This window comes from Collinsella sp. AM31-2AC (assembly GCF_003469285.1).
Taxonomy (GTDB): Bacteria; Actinomycetota; Coriobacteriia; order Coriobacteriales; family Coriobacteriaceae; genus Collinsella; species Collinsella aerofaciens_AT.
This window is the reverse complement of sequence record NZ_QSJB01000015.1, coordinates 19,228-34,866: the sequence shown is the minus strand read 5'-3', so window position 1 is coordinate 34,866 and position 15,639 is coordinate 19,228. Positions and strand designations below refer to the sequence as shown.

13 protein-coding genes are annotated in these 15,639 nt (G+C 58.6%); 9 read left to right on the top strand and 4 right to left on the bottom strand.

Annotated features, from left to right (window positions below; all coding sequences use genetic code 11):
- Positions 1-34 precede the first annotated feature (34 nt).
- The 3 genes from DW796_RS08000 to DW796_RS10445 all read left to right on the top strand — a co-directional run bounded on the left by DW796_RS08000 (position 35) and on the right by DW796_RS10445 (position 2,722).
- Positions 35-799 (top strand): DeoR/GlpR family DNA-binding transcription regulator, encoded by a 765-nt coding sequence (locus DW796_RS08000; RefSeq protein ID WP_233539708.1) that lies wholly within the window; start codon positions 35-37, stop codon positions 797-799.
- A gap of 299 nt (positions 800-1,098) precedes the next feature.
- Positions 1,099-2,469, top strand: coding sequence for an ATP-binding protein (locus DW796_RS07995; RefSeq protein ID WP_118094788.1), 1,371 nt, complete (start codon positions 1,099-1,101; stop codon positions 2,467-2,469).
- Between the two features lie 106 nt (positions 2,470-2,575).
- The gene (locus DW796_RS10445) at positions 2,576-2,722 is read left to right on the top strand and encodes a hypothetical protein (protein ID WP_158567714.1); all 147 of its coding nucleotides are present in this window, start codon (positions 2,576-2,578) and stop codon (positions 2,720-2,722) included.
- A gap of 436 nt (positions 2,723-3,158) precedes the next feature.
- Here the strand turns inward: DW796_RS10445 and lacG are convergent, their stop codons facing one another.
- Together lacG and DW796_RS07985 are read right to left on the bottom strand one after the other, a co-directional pair.
- Positions 3,159-4,598 carry a 6-phospho-beta-galactosidase gene (gene lacG / locus DW796_RS07990; RefSeq protein ID WP_118094787.1) on the bottom strand — a complete coding sequence of 480 codons (1,440 nt, stop codon included), beginning with the start codon at positions 4,596-4,598 and terminating at the stop codon, positions 3,159-3,161.
- 66 nt (positions 4,599-4,664) lie between these two features.
- On the bottom strand, positions 4,665-6,434 hold the full coding sequence (locus DW796_RS07985) for a PTS transporter subunit EIIC (protein ID WP_118094786.1): 1,770 nt from the start codon (positions 6,432-6,434) through the stop codon (positions 4,665-4,667).
- Between the two features lie 356 nt (positions 6,435-6,790).
- On the opposite strand from DW796_RS07985, the gene DW796_RS07980 reads away from it, so the two are divergent.
- The 6 genes from DW796_RS07980 to DW796_RS07955 all read left to right on the top strand — a co-directional run bounded on the left by DW796_RS07980 (position 6,791) and on the right by DW796_RS07955 (position 12,223).
- Positions 6,791-7,795 (top strand): LacI family DNA-binding transcriptional regulator, encoded by a 1,005-nt coding sequence (locus DW796_RS07980; RefSeq protein ID WP_117736091.1) that lies wholly within the window; start codon positions 6,791-6,793, stop codon positions 7,793-7,795.
- Between the two features lie 214 nt (positions 7,796-8,009).
- Positions 8,010-8,348: a PTS lactose/cellobiose transporter subunit IIA gene (locus DW796_RS07975; RefSeq protein WP_118094785.1), complete on the top strand. Its 339-nt coding sequence runs from the start codon at positions 8,010-8,012 to the stop codon at positions 8,346-8,348.
- A gap of 298 nt (positions 8,349-8,646) precedes the next feature.
- Positions 8,647-9,618: a hypothetical protein gene (locus DW796_RS07970; protein ID WP_118094784.1), complete on the top strand. Its 972-nt coding sequence runs from the start codon at positions 8,647-8,649 to the stop codon at positions 9,616-9,618.
- Positions 9,619-9,925: 307 nt separating this feature from the next.
- A complete protein-coding gene (lacA, locus tag DW796_RS07965) occupies positions 9,926-10,354 on the top strand; it encodes a galactose-6-phosphate isomerase subunit LacA (protein ID WP_006234830.1) in 429 nt (142 codons plus the stop codon).
- Between the two features lie 63 nt (positions 10,355-10,417).
- Positions 10,418-10,942 (top strand): galactose-6-phosphate isomerase subunit LacB, encoded by a 525-nt coding sequence (lacB, locus tag DW796_RS07960; protein WP_118094783.1) that lies wholly within the window; start codon positions 10,418-10,420, stop codon positions 10,940-10,942.
- Positions 10,943-11,287: 345 nt separating this feature from the next.
- On the top strand, positions 11,288-12,223 hold the full coding sequence (locus DW796_RS07955; protein WP_118094782.1) for a hexose kinase: 936 nt from the start codon (positions 11,288-11,290) through the stop codon (positions 12,221-12,223).
- Positions 12,224-12,464: 241 nt separating this feature from the next.
- On the opposite strand, the gene DW796_RS07950 is transcribed toward DW796_RS07955, so the two are convergent.
- The gene (locus DW796_RS07950) at positions 12,465-14,093 is read right to left on the bottom strand and encodes a UDP-glucose--hexose-1-phosphate uridylyltransferase (protein WP_233539707.1); all 1,629 of its coding nucleotides are present in this window, start codon (positions 14,091-14,093) and stop codon (positions 12,465-12,467) included.
- A complete protein-coding gene (locus DW796_RS07945; protein ID WP_118094780.1) occupies positions 14,084-15,289 on the bottom strand; it encodes a galactokinase family protein in 1,206 nt (401 codons plus the stop codon). The genes DW796_RS07950 and DW796_RS07945 overlap by 10 nt, the downstream gene beginning before the upstream one ends.
- Between the last annotated feature and the right edge of the window lie 350 nt (positions 15,290-15,639).

Genomic DNA, 15,639 nt, shown 5'->3' with positions numbered 1-15,639 from the left:
ATGATATGCGCGCAAAGAACGGCGAGGATTCATCGTGATTAAGGCAGAGCGACAGGATAAGGTTCGTCAGCTGCTCGAGGAGCAGGGCACGGTCTCGGTCAAAGAGATTTCGGATGCGTTGGGCGTTTCGGACATGACGATTCGCCGCGACCTCGAAGAACTTGCGAGCCTAGGCGAGATCGAGCGCGTGCACGGCGGAGCCCGCAGTGCACAGGGCCGTCCGCACGCTATGTTGCGCCATGAGTATTCGCACAGCGAAAAGCGCACTAAGCATGCCGAGGAAAAGCTGCAGATTGCGCGCCGTGCTGTGGAGCTTATCGAGGAAGGCTCGACCATCTTTTTGGGCCCGGGTACCACGGTTGAGCAGATGGCCTCGATGCTGCCGGCGTTTCGCTTGCGCATTGTGACCAATTCGCTTTCGGTGTTTAACCTGCTCGAGGCGCGCGAAGACTGCGACCTGTGCCTCGTGGGCGGCATGTATCGCCGTCGCACCGCCGCCTTTGTGGGCCCCATGGCCGAGGACACCCTGCGCGCGCTGGGAATCGACGCAGCCTATATCGGCGCCAACGGCATTTTGGACGGCGACGTGTCCACGTCTAACATGGACGAGGGCCGTATCCAGCAGCTCGCCTTTAGCAAGGCGGACTCGCGCTATCTGATCGCCGACTCCAGCAAGATCGGCAAGCGCGACTTCTACACCTTCTGCCGCCTGGACAATTTGGATGCCGTGGTGTGCGAGCCGGGTATTACCGCCGAGGATCGTGCCGCCATCGAGGAACACACGCAGGTTATCTGCTAGCGAGTGCTGCGGGAGATACTTTTGCTCCTGCCATTGCGGAGTATTTACATCATCACGACGCATAATAGGTGCGCGTGCAGATTGCAGGTTCCCCTGTGCGATGAGTTGCAGCTGTTTTACGGTGAGGCATAGCATCCGTTATGCGTAAAGCTCGGTATTACTGTATGTCTCAACCATTGCAATGGTCGGTATTTTTGTAGCTATAAGCTCATTTAAAGCTCGGTATTTTTGTATTATTAGATATATCTGAAGGTCGGTATTTTTGTAAACTAGCACGTAAATTATGCTGAGGTGAGATTATGTTTAAACGGAAGGCATATGATCGTCTGAAGGAGTGGAAAGAACGCTCGCAAGGGCGCACTGCGGTGCTTATTGAGGGTGCAAGACGCGTCGGCAAAACGACACTCGTCAAGTGCTTCGCGCAAAATGAATACACGGATTATCTGTACATTGACTTTTCGGCCGCCAGCAAAGCCACACTCGATATATTTCTAGACCATCGTGAAGATGTCGATCTTTTTTTACGCATGCTTCAGCTGCAGTATGGTAAGGCCCTCGAACCGAGAGAGTCGTTGGTCATTTTTGATGAAGTGCAGCGGTTTCCCGTCGCGCGCGAATACATAAAGCATCTTGTAGAAGACGGCAGATTTGATTACATCGAGACAGGCTCTCTTGTCTCCATCAAAAAGAATGTCGATAGCATTGTCATACCGTCAGAGGAAGAAAGAATCCCTCTCGAGCCCCTCGATTTTGAGGAGTATCTTTGGGCGACCGGAAAAAATCTTTATGCGGAAGAGATCCGTAAAGCGAGCGAATCTCGGAACGCGCTTCCGGACGGTGTTCATGCGACGTGTATGAGATTGTTTGATGAGTATATGCTTGTCGGCGGTATGCCTCAGTCGGTCGATTCCTTTGTGGCAGAGAATGATTTTAGAGGATGCGACAGGGTTAAACGGCAGATTATCGCACTGTACAGGGAGGACATTGCCAAGTTTGGAGGTTCGGACGCTAGACGTGCGCGGGCGGTTTATGACGATATTCCGGGTCAATTATCTGCGGCAAATAAACGGTTCAAATTTGACAGCTTGGAGAAGGGGTCCCGTTTTGAGACATATGAGTCGGCGTTAATCTGGCTTGAGGATGCGCGACTGATTAACCGTTGCTATTTATGCAGTGATCCGAGCGTGGGTTACCGCCTGCACGAGGACGCGTCTTCGCTTAAATGCTATATGGCGGACACGGGATTGCTCGTGAGCTTGGCGTTTGATGATGGTCCGGACCTTATGGATGTTCATAGAGACATTCAATTTGGAAGAATTTCAATTAATAAAGGAATGCTAATCGAGAACATCGTGGCGCAGCAGCTTAAGAGTCTGGGGCATTCGCTTTTTTATTACAGCTGGCAGGAGCCTTCCAAAACAGAGGGGAGTCGGCCCAGAACGCGTGAAATTGATTTTCTTGTTTCGCGCGGCTTTGAAGACGCGGCTGGAAAACCGCGGGTCACTCCTGTTGAAGTTAAATCTTCCAAATCGTATTCAACAATCTCGCTTGACGATTTCGGCAGACGATTCGAACGACGAGTCGGAGAAGAGATAATTCTTCACCCAAAACAGCTCAGGGCTGAAGGGCATAGGATATATCTACCTCTGTATATGACGATCTTTATCTGATCGACGGCATGCGGTCCTGTGGCTCATTGAACCGCAGGACCGTGTATCGTTGGGGGTTTATTGTGATAATGCGCGCAAGCTAAGCCGGGGATCGAGTTTTCGGGATATGTCGGTGAAGTTCCGTCACCGCGGACTGGGTGTCCGTGCGCTCGACGAGGTCGTTGCGTGCCTAGAAGCCCCGAGCTCCAGAAGCCGTACGCTTGTTTCGGGCGTGCTGGTCGAATGCTCCAGCGTGAAAGACCTACGGGTGTAGCTTGCTCGGCCTGTTTGTCTCGATCTGTAACAGCTAGGACTGAAAAACTCGGCTACGTGTTACAGGTTGAGATTTTTCGGCTAGGTCTAATCTATTCATCTCGATCTGTAACATGTGGGGGAGAAATAACCCGCCAGATGTTACAGATTTAGATTGAGAGGGTTGGCTCGTGTGTTCATCTCGATCTGTAACAACTAGGACCCAAAAACTTAGCTAGATGTTACAGATTGAGACTGAGAGGATTGCCCTGTGTGTTCATCTCGATCTGTAACAGTTGGGGCCGAAACCGCGGGTCAGATGTTACAGATTGAGACAAACGGACCCCGACCCGCTCAAAAACAAAAAGGCCGGGGGCGGCGCGCCGTGTGACGTGCCGCCCCCGGCTGAGAAATGGGGGCAGGTTGTGTGAGCGGGGCATCTCGCTAGTCGCAAGTCGCTAGTCCAGACGACGGGTCTGCGCCACGTGCTTGTACCAGTAGGCGCTTGCCTTGGGCGTGCGCTTCTGGGTTTCAAAGTCAACGTAGAAGAAGCCGTAACGCTTGTTGTAGCCATTGGTCCAGGAGAACTGATCCTGCAGGCTCCACAGGAAGTAGCCGCCCACGTTGACGCCCACCTCCATGGCCTTGAGCAGCCAGCGCAGGTGCTGCTCGATGTAGTCGATGCGCGGCTGGTCGTCCACAAAACCGTCCTTGTAGGGGTCCTTGTAGCCCATGCCGTTCTCGGTGATGAAGATCTGCTTGTAGTTGGGGTAGCGCTGCTTAATGTAGACGAGCAGATCGAACAGACCCTCGGGATAGATGATCCAGTCCCAGTCGGTGGTGGGGATGCCGGGCTTGTTCACATGCTCGCCAATGCCCTTGACGCGCCAGCGACCGGTGCCCTTCTCGCCCGTACCGTTGTGGTGCAGGTCGTTCTCGCCGTCGTAAGCCTTGAGGAAGCGGCACTGGTAGTTGTTGACACCCAGGTAATCGTTGTAGAGCGCAGCCTCGCGCATGATTTCCAGATCATCGTCCAGGATCTCGATGGCGCCGCCCGAGACGGCAGCCAGGCGGTTGGCGCACTCGAGGGTGTCGGGAGCATAGTCCCCGCGGAAGGTGGCGTCGAGCAGGAACTGGTTTTGCAGCACGTGCTCGTTGTTGGCGGCCTTGATGTCGGCGGGGTCGTTCTCGTTGAGCGGGTACTTGAACTCCAACGACTGAATGACGCCGATCTTGCCCTTAAAGCCGCCGTTGTGGAAGGCCAGCACAGCCTTGGCGTGGGCAAGCATCATGTTGTGCTCGCACTGGAAGGCCTCGGCCAGATGAGCTTTGACGCCGCCGGGGAAGGTACCCTCGATGTAGGTGTTGGAGGCGTCAGCCCAGATCTCGTTAAAGGTGAACCAATAGGTCACCTGGTCAGCGTATTCCTTAAAGCAGAAGGTGGCAAAGTCCACAAAGGCGTCGATGGTCTCGCGATTGAGGAAGTCGCCCTTCTCAAAGAGGGGCAGCGGCGTGTCAAAGTGATGCAGCGTGACAAACGGCTCAACGTGGTGCTTGTGGCACTCGGCAAAGAGATCGTGGTAGAACTGCACGCCCTCGGGGTTTACCTTGCCAGTACCCTCGGGGAAGATACGGCTCCAGGCGATGGAGAGGCGGATGCCGTTGATGCCGAACTCCTCGCACAGCTCCAGATCGACGGGGTACTGGTTGTAGAAGTCGGAGGCGGGGTCGGGGGAGAAACGGCCCTGGGCCTCCAGGAAGTCGTCCCAGGCGACCTTGCCCTTTCCGTGGGTGCGGGTCTCGCCTTCTACCTGGTAGGCAGCGGTGGCGCCGCCAAAGACAAAGTCCTCGGGAAACTGCGCGGGCGGGTTGGTGACGCTGGCGGGGTTAACGGACATGATGATCCAATCGTTTAAATCGAAGGGCCAGCCGGTCTTGGATAGTCGGCTGGCCCTAAGCGTTACTTACTTCGACAGCTGCTCGCTCACAAAGGCGAGAGACTTGTCGCCGTTCTGGGAGAGTTCGATGTACTGCTTACCGCGGCAGGCTACGCACTTGTTGCCCACGCGCTCGCAGTCCTTCTGCAGGTCGGCCAGGTAGCTGGCAGCCTGCGGGGCCAGGACGACCAGGTCAAAGTCGGGAAGCATGTCCACGTGGTTGCCATAGGCGTCGGCAGCGGTCTCAAGATCGATGCCGCGCTCCTTGGCGGCCTTGGCCAGTGCGTTGGCGAGCAGGCCCGAAGTGCCGCCGCCCTGGCAGAGCACGAGTACGCGCTTGCCGTTGAGGTCGCTGGCGGCCGTAGCCTCGGTGGCGGCAGCAGCGGGGGCAGCGTCGGTCTTTACGACCTCGGCAGCGGCGCCGGCGGCAACACTCTTGGCGTCGGCCTTACCCTGGAAGGCGTCGTTGAGCTTGGCGGCCTTCTCGGCGTTCTTGGCGGCGAGCTCCTCCTGGGAGATCTCGGCCTCCTCGGCGCACTTCTGGGCGTCATAGGCACGGAAGAACGGGTAGTACAGGACAAAGTCGACGACCAGGATGAGGGCGAGCATCACAAAGGCGAGCGGCTGGAAGCCCAAGCCCATGATGGTGCCGATGGGGCCGGGGACGGTCCAGGGCAGGGTGTACATAAAGCCGTTCATGCCCAAGAAGTCGATAAAGATCTTGAGGATCCAGATGTTGGCGATCGGGGCAAAAACAAACGGGACAAAGAAGACGGGGTTGAGCACGATGGGCGCGGCGAACAGCAGCGGCTCGTTGACGGCAAAGCAGACCGGGACGATGGCTGCCTTACCGACGGCGCGCATCTCCTGAGACTTGGCCAGGAAGCAGAACATGAAGACCAGGACGAGCGTGGCACCGGTGCCGCCCATGCAGACGACGAAGTACTGGGCACCCTGGGTCAGGACAGCGGAAGCGTGCTGGCCAGCTTGGAACGCAGCCAGGTTGTCGGTCATGTTGGCAACAAGGGCGGCGGCGATGGCGGGCTCGACGATCGAGGGGCCGTGGACGCCGACGAACCAGAAGAGGCTCATGGCACCGTAGATCACAGCGAGGCCGATGTAGCCGTCGGCGGCGGTGAACAGGGGCTGGAACACCTGGATGACGCCCTGGGCAAAGCAGAAGCCAAAAGCAGCGCGAAAGACGATGTCAAAGACCCAAAAGACGGTGATGCAGACGGAGAAGGGGATGATGTCCTTAAAGGTCTGCGAGATGTTGGGCGGAACCTGCTCGGGCATCTTGACGGTGATGTTGCGCTTAATAAAGAACTTGTAGATGATGCCGGTCACAAATGCAGCGATGAAGGCAGTCAGCAGGCCTTTGGAACCAAGATAGGTGGTGTTGAAGCCGCTGTCGGCGTCCGTGGCGATCGTGTCGCTCGAAAGGAGCAAGAAGCCGATGATGGCCGCGCACATGCACGAGATGAAGTTGATCTGGTTGTTCTTGGGCAGGTCGCGGTTCTGAGCGTCGGCGAAGTGCTTGGCCGTGGTGGCGGCGCAGGCGATGGCCAGGATGCCCATGGAGTAGTTGTAGCACTTCCACAGGGCGTTGTTGATGTCATCGGGCCAGTAGAAACCCCAGATGTTGGGGACCGAGGCTACCAGGCAGAAGATGGACGAGAAGATGATGATGGGGATGACGGAGATAAAGCCGTCGCGGATCGCCTTGAGGTACTTGTTGCGGGCGATCGCGTTGAAAAAGGGTTGGCCCTTTTCGATGATGGCGATGAGTTGCTCCATGCAATGCTCCTAAGAGTCGGTGGGTTAGCAACGATGGTAACTTTTGGCGTTCGGTTGCCAAAATGTTGACGTTGCCATTTTGCGACACAAAAAAAGACGCGAACCGATGGTTCCTGTGCCTGCGAACCGTCGGTTCCTTGCGCGTAAACGTTTGAGCCGCCCGGTGGCTCTGTGTTTGCACAATGGCAACGTTAACATTTGATCGACAAAAGCCGTTCGGGGAAGCAAGATTGTCGGTGAACGGTAGGTTTTGGGTGGTGAGCGTATGGCAGGAGAGGCGTTGGATATACTTGGAGGCGTTCATTTTGTCTGTTGGGATGCCCGCGATGGCATCGTTGACATAGAAAGATCGACCTATGGCCGCTGTTAAAAAATCGGTTTCCGTTAAGGACGTGGCGCGTCTCGCGGGCGTCTCGGAGCAGACAGTCTCGCGTACGGTGCACGATTCGCCCAGCGTGCGCCCCGAGACCAAGGAGCGCGTGCGTGCCGCCATGCGCGAGCTGGGGTATCGCCCCAATTTTGCCGGTCGATCGCTGCGCCGCGGCAAGTTTAAGACTGTCGGCGTCGCCATGTTCAACATTACCGGCACCGGCAACCTCGACCGTATGGAGGGCTTTGCCGCCGCTGCCGACAAACACGGCTATGCCATCACCCTTACTAAAGTAGACGGACACCCCTATACCCTCGAGAGCGCATCGTCGCGCATGAGCGCACTGCCGGTGGACGGCATGGTTGTGATTATGAACCGCATGCCGGCGGACTTTGGCACCTTCGAGCCGCTGCCCGGTATGCAGACGGTGCTCGTTACCATGCTGGAGCACCCGCTCTGTTCAACAGTCGATAACGACCAGTTCGATTGCTCGCGCCAGGTGGTCGAGTACTTGCTGGAGCAGGGGCACAAGACCGTGCACTTTATCTCGTGTCCCGAGCGCTCGCTTTCGGGCATGCGTCGCGAGGAGGGCTGGCGCGAGACGCTGCGCGCGCATGGTATTGAGCCGCCGCGACTCGTCCGTGGCGATTGGACGGCACAGAGCGGATATGCCGCCGGCCAGGTGCTTGCGGACGATCCGAACTGCACAGCCATTTATGCTTCCAACGATGCCATGGCCTACGGCTGCATTCGCGGGCTCGAGTCGCGCGGGAAGCACGTGCCCCAGGACGTAAGCGTGGTGGGTGTTGACGATAGTTTGGGCGATATCGTGCCCGATCGTCGCCTGGCTACGGTGCGCTTTGACAACAAGCGCGTCGGCATGTGGGCGGTCGACAAGATTGCCGGCGCCGAGGGCGCTGCACCCGGTGTGGAGCACATGCTGTTTCCGGGTGTGCTCGTCGAGGGCGATACGGTGCGCGATGTACGCTAGGGTGCGGACCTGTTTGGGTTGCCGCTAATTGTGTTCGAGAATGTTCAGATTGGTTTAAAAACCGTTCACAGGTGAAAAGCAACCGTTCACAGCTCGAAATTACGTTTTGCGCTGTTCTTTTTTGTTTGAATGTTAATGTTCCTGCCATACACAGCGCAGCGCGTATGCCCGGACGCGATGCTCTCCGTTGGTTCATATGTGAAAGGAACGCAATATGGCAACCAAAGAAGAAATCTCGATGGTTGGATTCGAGATTGTCGCATACGCGGGCGACGCCCAGACCGATCTGCTTGCAGCGCTCGATGCTGCTCGCGTGGGTGATTTTGAGAAGGCCGAACAGCTGCACAAGGATGCCAGCGATGCACTCCTCGGCGCTCACGACACGCAGACCAAGCTGCTGTCGCAGGAGGCCGGCGGCGGCGAGATGGAGATGACCTTCATCATGGCTCACGCTCAGGATACTCTCATGACCACCATGATCCTGGAGAAGCAGACCCGCTTTACCATCGATGCCTATAAGCGCATCGCCGCACTCGAGGCTAAGCTCGCCTAACGAGCTCTCACAACCAAGTCCCCTTCCAAAAGCTCTGCAGCTACCCACGGCAGGGCTTTTTCTGCACTCCTCCAAGTTGCGGTGAAATAGGGACTGAATAGGGACCGGCGGGCGCAAAACAATCCCTATTCCACCGCAACTCATCCCGAAATAGTCATTGGGGACAGTCTTGGTGCCCGTTCGTCTTGCCGTTCGGTTTTTCGCTGGGTGGGTATACTTCCTTTCACATTAAACGCCGGACTGAGGAGGTATCCAAATGCCGGATAACGGGTCAATACAAAAAAGAGACGCGCACGAGATGGCTCATGGGCGTCCTGTCCAGATAACCGAGCACACGACGGTAACCGAACTGCAGCCCAGCCTGTCCGATGTCGTGTGCGCAAATAAAAAGCTGCAGATCGGTATCATCGTTGCGCTCGTGGTACTGGCCTTGCTGTCGGGCTTTGTGGCTCGTCCGCATTTTGCCGATACCAAGACTTGGGACTCCACCATCGAGGTTATCGACCAAAAGAAAGGTAACGTACTGGCGCTCACGGCCTCGTGCGTGGCGCTGTCTGCGGGCATTACCGCGCTGCCGGGTGATACGGGTACGCCGGTCGCTGAGCAGCTCGCACAGCTTTCGGGCAACTTGGGCATCGTGCTTGCCGTGCTCTACCTCGAGAAATATCTGCTGACTATTTTGTGGTCGGTTGGCTTGGGCATCTTAATCCCGTTTGCGTTGGCGCTCTTTGCGGTGTCGCTTGGCATTCACGGGCGCTGGAGCACGAGCGCCGTCCTGCGCCGTGTGGCGACGCGCGTGTTGGTGGTTGCCGTGATCGGCATGGCGCTTGTGCCCGCGAGCGTATGGGTGTCGCAGAAGGTCGATGAAACGTATCGCGTAAGTATTGAGCAAGCTGAGCAAAAGGCAGCGGACGCTGCGAGTGCGGCAGATAGCGATAACTCCAAAGCAAGCAAGAAAAAGGCCGAGGCCACGGAGTCCAAAAACGTGCTCGAGCAGTTGACTGACGGGGCCTCGAGCCTGGTCACGTCGGTAACCAGTGGTGCCAAGCAGATGACCGACGAGATCGTGCGGCAGGTGACCGATCTGATCGAAGGCGTCATCGTGATGATCGTGACCTCGTGCGTTATCCCGCTGCTGGTGCTCGCGGCGTTTCTGTGGCTGGGACACACGCTACTGGGGATCGATATCTCTGGCCCGGCGAACTATTTGACGGGCCGTTTTCTGAGCGCTCCGTCCAAACATGCCAAGAAGAGCGGGCAGTCTGAGTAGGCGGCAAAGCGATCTTTGGAAGATCAACCGTAAGAAGGGCGGCCGAGACACGTTCTCGGCCGCCCTTTTGTTTGTTGAACACATGGTCGCTACGTCTGCGCCGGGCTCAAACGGTCGCCAATCATGCGTGAATGGTATTTGTTCAAAAAAGAACAAAGATAAACAGATAATGGTTGCAGTCGCTGTTCGAATGTGTTCAAATAAACATGAACAGTGAAGAACCGCACATTCAGATGCCCGGACCTGAACGCGATTCAACACTTCCAAACAGAAACTACGCACCTGCGTATCTCTCAAGGAGGATGTCATGAGGGTTGTAATCGCTTCCGATGCCGACGGTATGTCGATGAAGGAGTCCATCAAGGAGATGCTCATCGCCGACGGTCACGAGGTCGTCGACTATTCCGAGACCCCTGCCGCGGACTTTGTCGATTCCGCGACCGCCGTTGCCAAGGACCTGCTGGAGCACAAGGATTCCCAGGGCTTCGCATTCGATAAGTACGGCGTCGGCTCCTATATGGCCGCCGTCAAGATCAAGGGCATGGTCGTCGCCAACATTTCCGACGAGCGTTCCGCCTACATGACCCGCGAGCACAACGGCTCGCGCATGGTCACCATGGGCCCGGGCGTTGTGGGCACCGAGGTCGCCAAGAAGATCGCCCGCGAGTTCCTGCGCGCCCAGTACGCCGGCGGCCGTCACCAGATCCGCGTCGACATGCTCAACAAGATGGCCTAACGAGAGCCACCGAGAACTCGAACTTCTACCTCAACTTGTGAATTCAGACGAAAGGACGTTCTGATGAAGAAGACCATCGCAATCGGTTGCGACCATATCGTTACGGACGAGAAGATCTATCTGGCCGACCGCCTGGAGCAGGCTGGCTACAAGGTGCTCGACTGCGGCACCTACAGCCACACCCGTACGCACTATCCCATCTACGGTAAGGCCGTGGGCGAGGCTGTTGCCAGCGGCAAGGCCGACTTTGGCGTGGCCCTGTGCGGCACCGGTATCGGCATTACCAACGCCGTCAACAAGGTCCCCGGCGCTCGCTGCGCCCTGGTCCGCGACATGACCTCTGCCCTGTATGCCCGTCGCGAGCTCAACGCCAACATCGTGGGCTTTGGCGGCAAGATTACCGGCGAGTTCCTGATGGCCGACATCATGCTTGCCTTCCTGGAGGAGCCCTACGAGAAGTCCCCCGAGCACGATGCCCTGATCGCCAAGATCGACGCTTGCAATAAGGCCGATGCCGAGGCTCAGGCTGACCCGCACTTCTTTGACGAGTTCCTCGAGAAGTGGGACCGCGGCGAATACCATGACTAAGGAGGTTACGCGGTTTTACCAAACCGCGTAACGGGTCGACGCTGCGCGACGCTCAGGCACCCCATCTCGCCGCTCAAACCGTCGCTCGCGTGCATGAAGTACGCGTCGCTCCTCTTTCGCGGCGATCTGCGGCACCTGGGCGCCGCTCGCTGACGTTGAGGGTGCCTGTGAGGTTGCCCCTTTTGTTGCGAAGCTTTCTGGTTCGGTAAGCTGCTCCGATAACACGTTTGCTTGCTTGGCTTGAGCGCTTTGCTCTTGGCGGTACCCGGCATTCTGCATCTTTTCAATTGACGGCTCGCGTTTCTGTGAGGGGGCGCGGGCCGGTTTTCTAAACAGGAGTTCAATATGATTCTGACCGTTACCATGAACCCGTCGATTGATACGCGCTATCAGCTCGACAAGCTGGTCATTGACGACGTTAACCGTGTGACGCCCGAAAAGACCGCTGGCGGCAAGGGCCTCAACGTGAGCCGCGTGCTGCTGCAACTGGGAGACGACGTGCTCGCGACTGGTCTGCTTGGCGGCCACATGGGTGCCTATATGGCCGAGCTTATGGATGCCGACGGCGTCAAGAACGACTTTGTGCCCATCGCCGGTGAGACGCGCATTTGCCTGAATATTCTGCACGAGGGTAATCAGACCGAGCTGCTGGAGAGCGGCCCGCAAATCGCCCCGGCCGAGCTCGAGGCCTTTACGGCCAAGTTCGCCGAGCTTGCAGCGAAGGCGGACGTCGTGACGCTTTCGGGCTCGCTGCCGCGTGGCGTCGATGCCGGCTACTATGCCGAGCTCGTCAAGATCGCCGAGGAGGCGGGCGCCAAGGTGCTGCTCGACACCTCGGGTGCATCGCTGGAGGCTGCGCTGGAGTCCGACGCTAAGCCTGAGCTCGTAAAACCCAACCTGACCGAGATTAACGGCCTGCTGGGCACGTCCTTTACGACCGATGATGTCGATGCCCTGCGTAAGGCGCTTGCTGCCGATGGCCGTTTTGCCGGTATTCCCTGGGTTGTCGTTTCGATGGGCGCTGCCGGTTCGGTGGGCTTCCATGAGGGTCGCGCGTTCCGCGCCAAGACGCCCGCGATTGCGGCTGTGAACGCAACGGGTTCCGGCGACTCGACCATCGCCGGTTTTGCGCATGCCATTGCTGCTGGTGCCGACGACGTCACGGTGCTCAAGACCGCCAATACCTGCGGTAAGCTCAACGCCATGGATCCCAAGACCGGCCACCTGGTCATGGACCGCTGGGACGAGATCTACAGCAACGTTGAGGTCGTAGAGTTGTAGCGGTTGCGACTCCTAATAGAATGAGCGTGGATAATCTCCTGCTTTTGGTGCCCATGCGAGCTCAAAGTGGGAGATTTTCCACGCTCGAGTCATTAGTCGTTGGGGACGCTCTTTAATGACTGGTCGTTTAAGAACGTCCCCAATGGCTACACTCAAAAACGGCGCCCGTCGGCGATGTTGCCGGCGGGCGCCGTTGTCTTGAAGACGAAATAGTCCGTTTTCCTCCGTCCCCAAGGGATCATTACAGTGAGTCGATAAAGCGCTGCTGGGCGGCGCGGCCGGCTTCGTCCCACTTAAAGACGCCGGCGTTGTCGAGCACGTGGCCAAACACTACGCCGACTTCCTCGTGCAGGATGCCGATGGCGCTATCCGCCGTAAGCTCGTCGGCGCGGCGGGCATAGACATCCTCGGCCCACGCGGCATGGCTACGGCAGAGGTCGTCGCCCTCGAGCGCGCCGGCAAGGTCGTAGCTGGTATCGGCTTTGGCCGCCAGCAGGTGCTCGCGGACAGCGCCGAGCTCGGGAACCAGACGCGGCGGCAAAATGGCCAGGCCCATGACCTCGATCAGGCCGATGTTCTCCTTCTTAATATGGTGAAACTCGGCATGCGGGTGGAACACGCCCAGCGGGTGCTCGTCGGTCGTGATGTTGCAACGAAGCGCCAGGTAGGCCTCGTAGATCTCGCCGCCGGCATTGCCGCGGGAGTCGACGCGGCGGATGACGGGCGTCACGGTGTTGTGCGCTACGCCGTCGGCCGTGTGCGCGATAACGCCCACAGACTCGTCGGTCCACTCGCGCCAGGCGAGGATAATCTTCTCGGCAGCGTCGAGCAGCTGAGCGCGGTCATGCGAGCGCAGGCGCAGCACCGAGAGCGGCCACTGCAGCACAGTGCCGGTGACCTGGCCAAAACCGGGCACGCTAAACTGCGAGACCTCGGCGGCATGCATCATGGGGAACTCGTGCGCGCCGCCCTGGAAGTGGTCGTGCGACAGAATCGAGCCGCCCACGATAGGCAGGTCGGCGTTGGAGCCGATGAAGTAATGCGGGAACAGGTCCACAAAGTCGAGCAGGCAGGTCAGGCTCTTGCGGTCGACGTGCATCGGACGATGCTCGGAGCTCATGGCAATGCAGTGCTCGTTAAAGTACGCGTACGGGCTGTACTGGAAACCCCAGCGCTCGCCGTTGAGCTGGATGGGGATAATGCGCAGGTTTTGGCGAGCGGGGTGAGCGCCGCCGTCGGCTGCGGCGGAGCGTCCGGGATAGCCCTCGTTTTCGATGCAGAGCTGGCAGGCGGGATACTTCTCGCCCGTGTTCTTGGCGGCACCTGCCGCGGCGATATCGCGCGGGTCCTTCTCGGGCTTGGACAGGTTGATGGTGATCTCAAGATCGCCCCAGTTGGTGGGGGTGCTCCATTTGATGTTGCGCGCGATGGCGGCGCGGCGCACGTAGCCGGCGTCGCAGCACAGGCCGTAGAACCAGTCGGTTGCGGCGCGGGGCTCGTTGACGCCCATGCGTCCGTTGAACTCCTCGTTTACAACCGAAGGCCTCGGCATGAGCGCACCCATGATGCGCATGGCGATGCGGTCGCGGCCTGACGCCGTGTCCTCGGCGGCACCGTTGGTAACGGCGGCCTCGGAAAGCGCGGCAAGCGTGCCTTCAAGATCAAAGTCGGGCAGGGTATTGGGGTGCAAGAGCGAGAGTTTCTCAACCTGGAGCGCCCAGGCCATGTCGAGCGCCGGACCCGTGGCACCAATGCGCTCCAGAATAGTGTTGTAGGCCCAGATGCGATCGTCCTGGCCGACCATAGACCGATGGATGGCGTATTCGATCAGGCTCTGCGCAGCTTCGCGCACATCAGTCATTACAGCCATGCCGCGTAAGCCCCCTTGTCAGAAATCGCGTAGTGGCGGGCAGAGTCCTCGCCCAGCCAGTCGTTCATCTTGGCAATGAAGGTGTCGACGAGGTCGAGCGGCACGAAGGCCTGGATGGTGCCGCCAAAGCCGCCGCCGTGGATACGCACGGCGCCGCGGCCGTCGAGCACGTGCTCGGCAAGAGCAAGCGCGTACATGGAAGGCTGCTCGGCACCCAGTTTGGCAACAACATTCTGCAGGTACATGGCGGAGCTGGCGCCGGACTCACGCGTCAGGACCAGGAACTGGTCAATGTCGCCGGCGTTCAGGGCCGCCCAGCGCTTATCGACCAGGCCGTTCTCGTACCAGTAATGAACGGCGCGCAGGCAGGCGCGGTCGCCCAGCTTGGCGCGCAGCTCGGGGAGCTTGGCGTCAAAGTCCGCCACGTTTACCTCGCACAGGCGTGCCTTGCCAAACTCGGCGGCGACGTCCTGCATCTCGCGCGGAACAGCGGCGTAGTCGTCGGTGGCTGCCACATGGTCGGCGCCGACCTTGACGAGCACGAGCGCATAGCCGTGATCCTCAAAGTTGAGCTCGAGCTTCTGGGTCTTAGGCTGAGCCTGGTCCTCAAAGTCCATGTAGGCGAGGCCGCCCAGGCACACGGCGGCTTGGTCCATAAGACCGCAGGGCTTGCCGTAGTAGTTGTTCTCGGTTCGCTGGCTCATCTGAGCGAGCGTGACGGGCTCAATGGCGGGCGCGCCCCAGAGCGTCTCCATGGCACGGCCGTACGCGGCCTCGACGGCGGCAGAGCTGGAAAGGCCGCCGCCCGAGGGGACGGAGCAGGTAAAGGCAAAGTCGAAGCCCTGGGGCTCAACGCCCAGAGCAGCGATTTCGTGGGCCATACCGCGCACGAGGCTTGCGGACGTGCCCTTCTCGGACTCCTGGACATCCAGCGTGTCGAGCGTGATCTCAAACGTAGGATAGCCCTCGTCGGCGACGCGGACCTTGTTGGAATCGGTTGCCACGGCGATGCCGTCGACGGCGACATCGAGCGAGCCGGCGATAACGTGACCGCCCTCGTGATCGGTGTGGTTGCCGCTGATCTCGGAACGGCCGGGCGCGTGCACATAGAGCACCTGGCGATCGCCGATGGGGCCAAACTCCTCCTCAAACAGCTTGGTGAGCGTGGCGAGTGTCTTTTCGTCGGGGGTGGTCATGAGGGTCCTTTCCTTGGCGCATACTGACGAGTTTTCCGTCGTAGTGAGTACGTTAACAATCTGAAGCGGCATAAACTCAGCATCTACGATGCCGCACGTTACGGGCTATGTTAACGTACTCATAACACAACACTTATCACTTTTTGAGAATCTGGTAATCGGTAGAAATTCAGCCGTGAACGGTACTGCCGTATGGACTTATAAAGCAGAAGAGGCGCTGATAGAAAAAGTAGAGTACGTTAACATGCGTCCGACGATAGCGGGCCTCGGCGCGGGATGTATTTCTGGCCGGGCCGGCATTCACGCTATTCAGATCTCGCAAGGGTGAAGGTGATCCTGTGGCAAGGCGC

Excerpts from the sequence above, each read along its gene's own strand:
- DW796_RS07995 (WP_118094788.1), top strand. The coding sequence starts at position 1,099 with ATGTTTAAACGGAAGGCATATGATCGTCTGAAGGAGTGGAAAGAACGC.
- DW796_RS10445 (WP_158567714.1), top strand. The coding sequence starts at position 2,576 with ATGTCGGTGAAGTTCCGTCACCGCGGACTGGGTGTCCGTGCGCTCGAC.
- lacG (WP_118094787.1), bottom strand. The coding sequence starts at position 4,598 with ATGTCCGTTAACCCCGCCAGCGTCACCAACCCGCCCGCGCAGTTTCCC.
- DW796_RS07985 (WP_118094786.1), bottom strand. The coding sequence starts at position 6,434 with ATGGAGCAACTCATCGCCATCATCGAAAAGGGCCAACCCTTTTTCAAC.
- DW796_RS07980 (WP_117736091.1), top strand. The coding sequence starts at position 6,791 with ATGGCCGCTGTTAAAAAATCGGTTTCCGTTAAGGACGTGGCGCGTCTC.
- DW796_RS07975 (WP_118094785.1), top strand. The coding sequence starts at position 8,010 with ATGGCAACCAAAGAAGAAATCTCGATGGTTGGATTCGAGATTGTCGCA.
- DW796_RS07970 (WP_118094784.1), top strand. The coding sequence starts at position 8,647 with ATGGCTCATGGGCGTCCTGTCCAGATAACCGAGCACACGACGGTAACC.
- lacA (WP_006234830.1), top strand. The coding sequence starts at position 9,926 with ATGAGGGTTGTAATCGCTTCCGATGCCGACGGTATGTCGATGAAGGAG.
- lacB (WP_118094783.1), top strand. The coding sequence starts at position 10,418 with ATGAAGAAGACCATCGCAATCGGTTGCGACCATATCGTTACGGACGAG.
- DW796_RS07955 (WP_118094782.1), top strand. The coding sequence starts at position 11,288 with ATGATTCTGACCGTTACCATGAACCCGTCGATTGATACGCGCTATCAG.
- DW796_RS07950 (WP_233539707.1), bottom strand. The coding sequence starts at position 14,093 with ATGGCTGTAATGACTGATGTGCGCGAAGCTGCGCAGAGCCTGATCGAA.
- DW796_RS07945 (WP_118094780.1), bottom strand. The coding sequence starts at position 15,289 with ATGACCACCCCCGACGAAAAGACACTCGCCACGCTCACCAAGCTGTTT.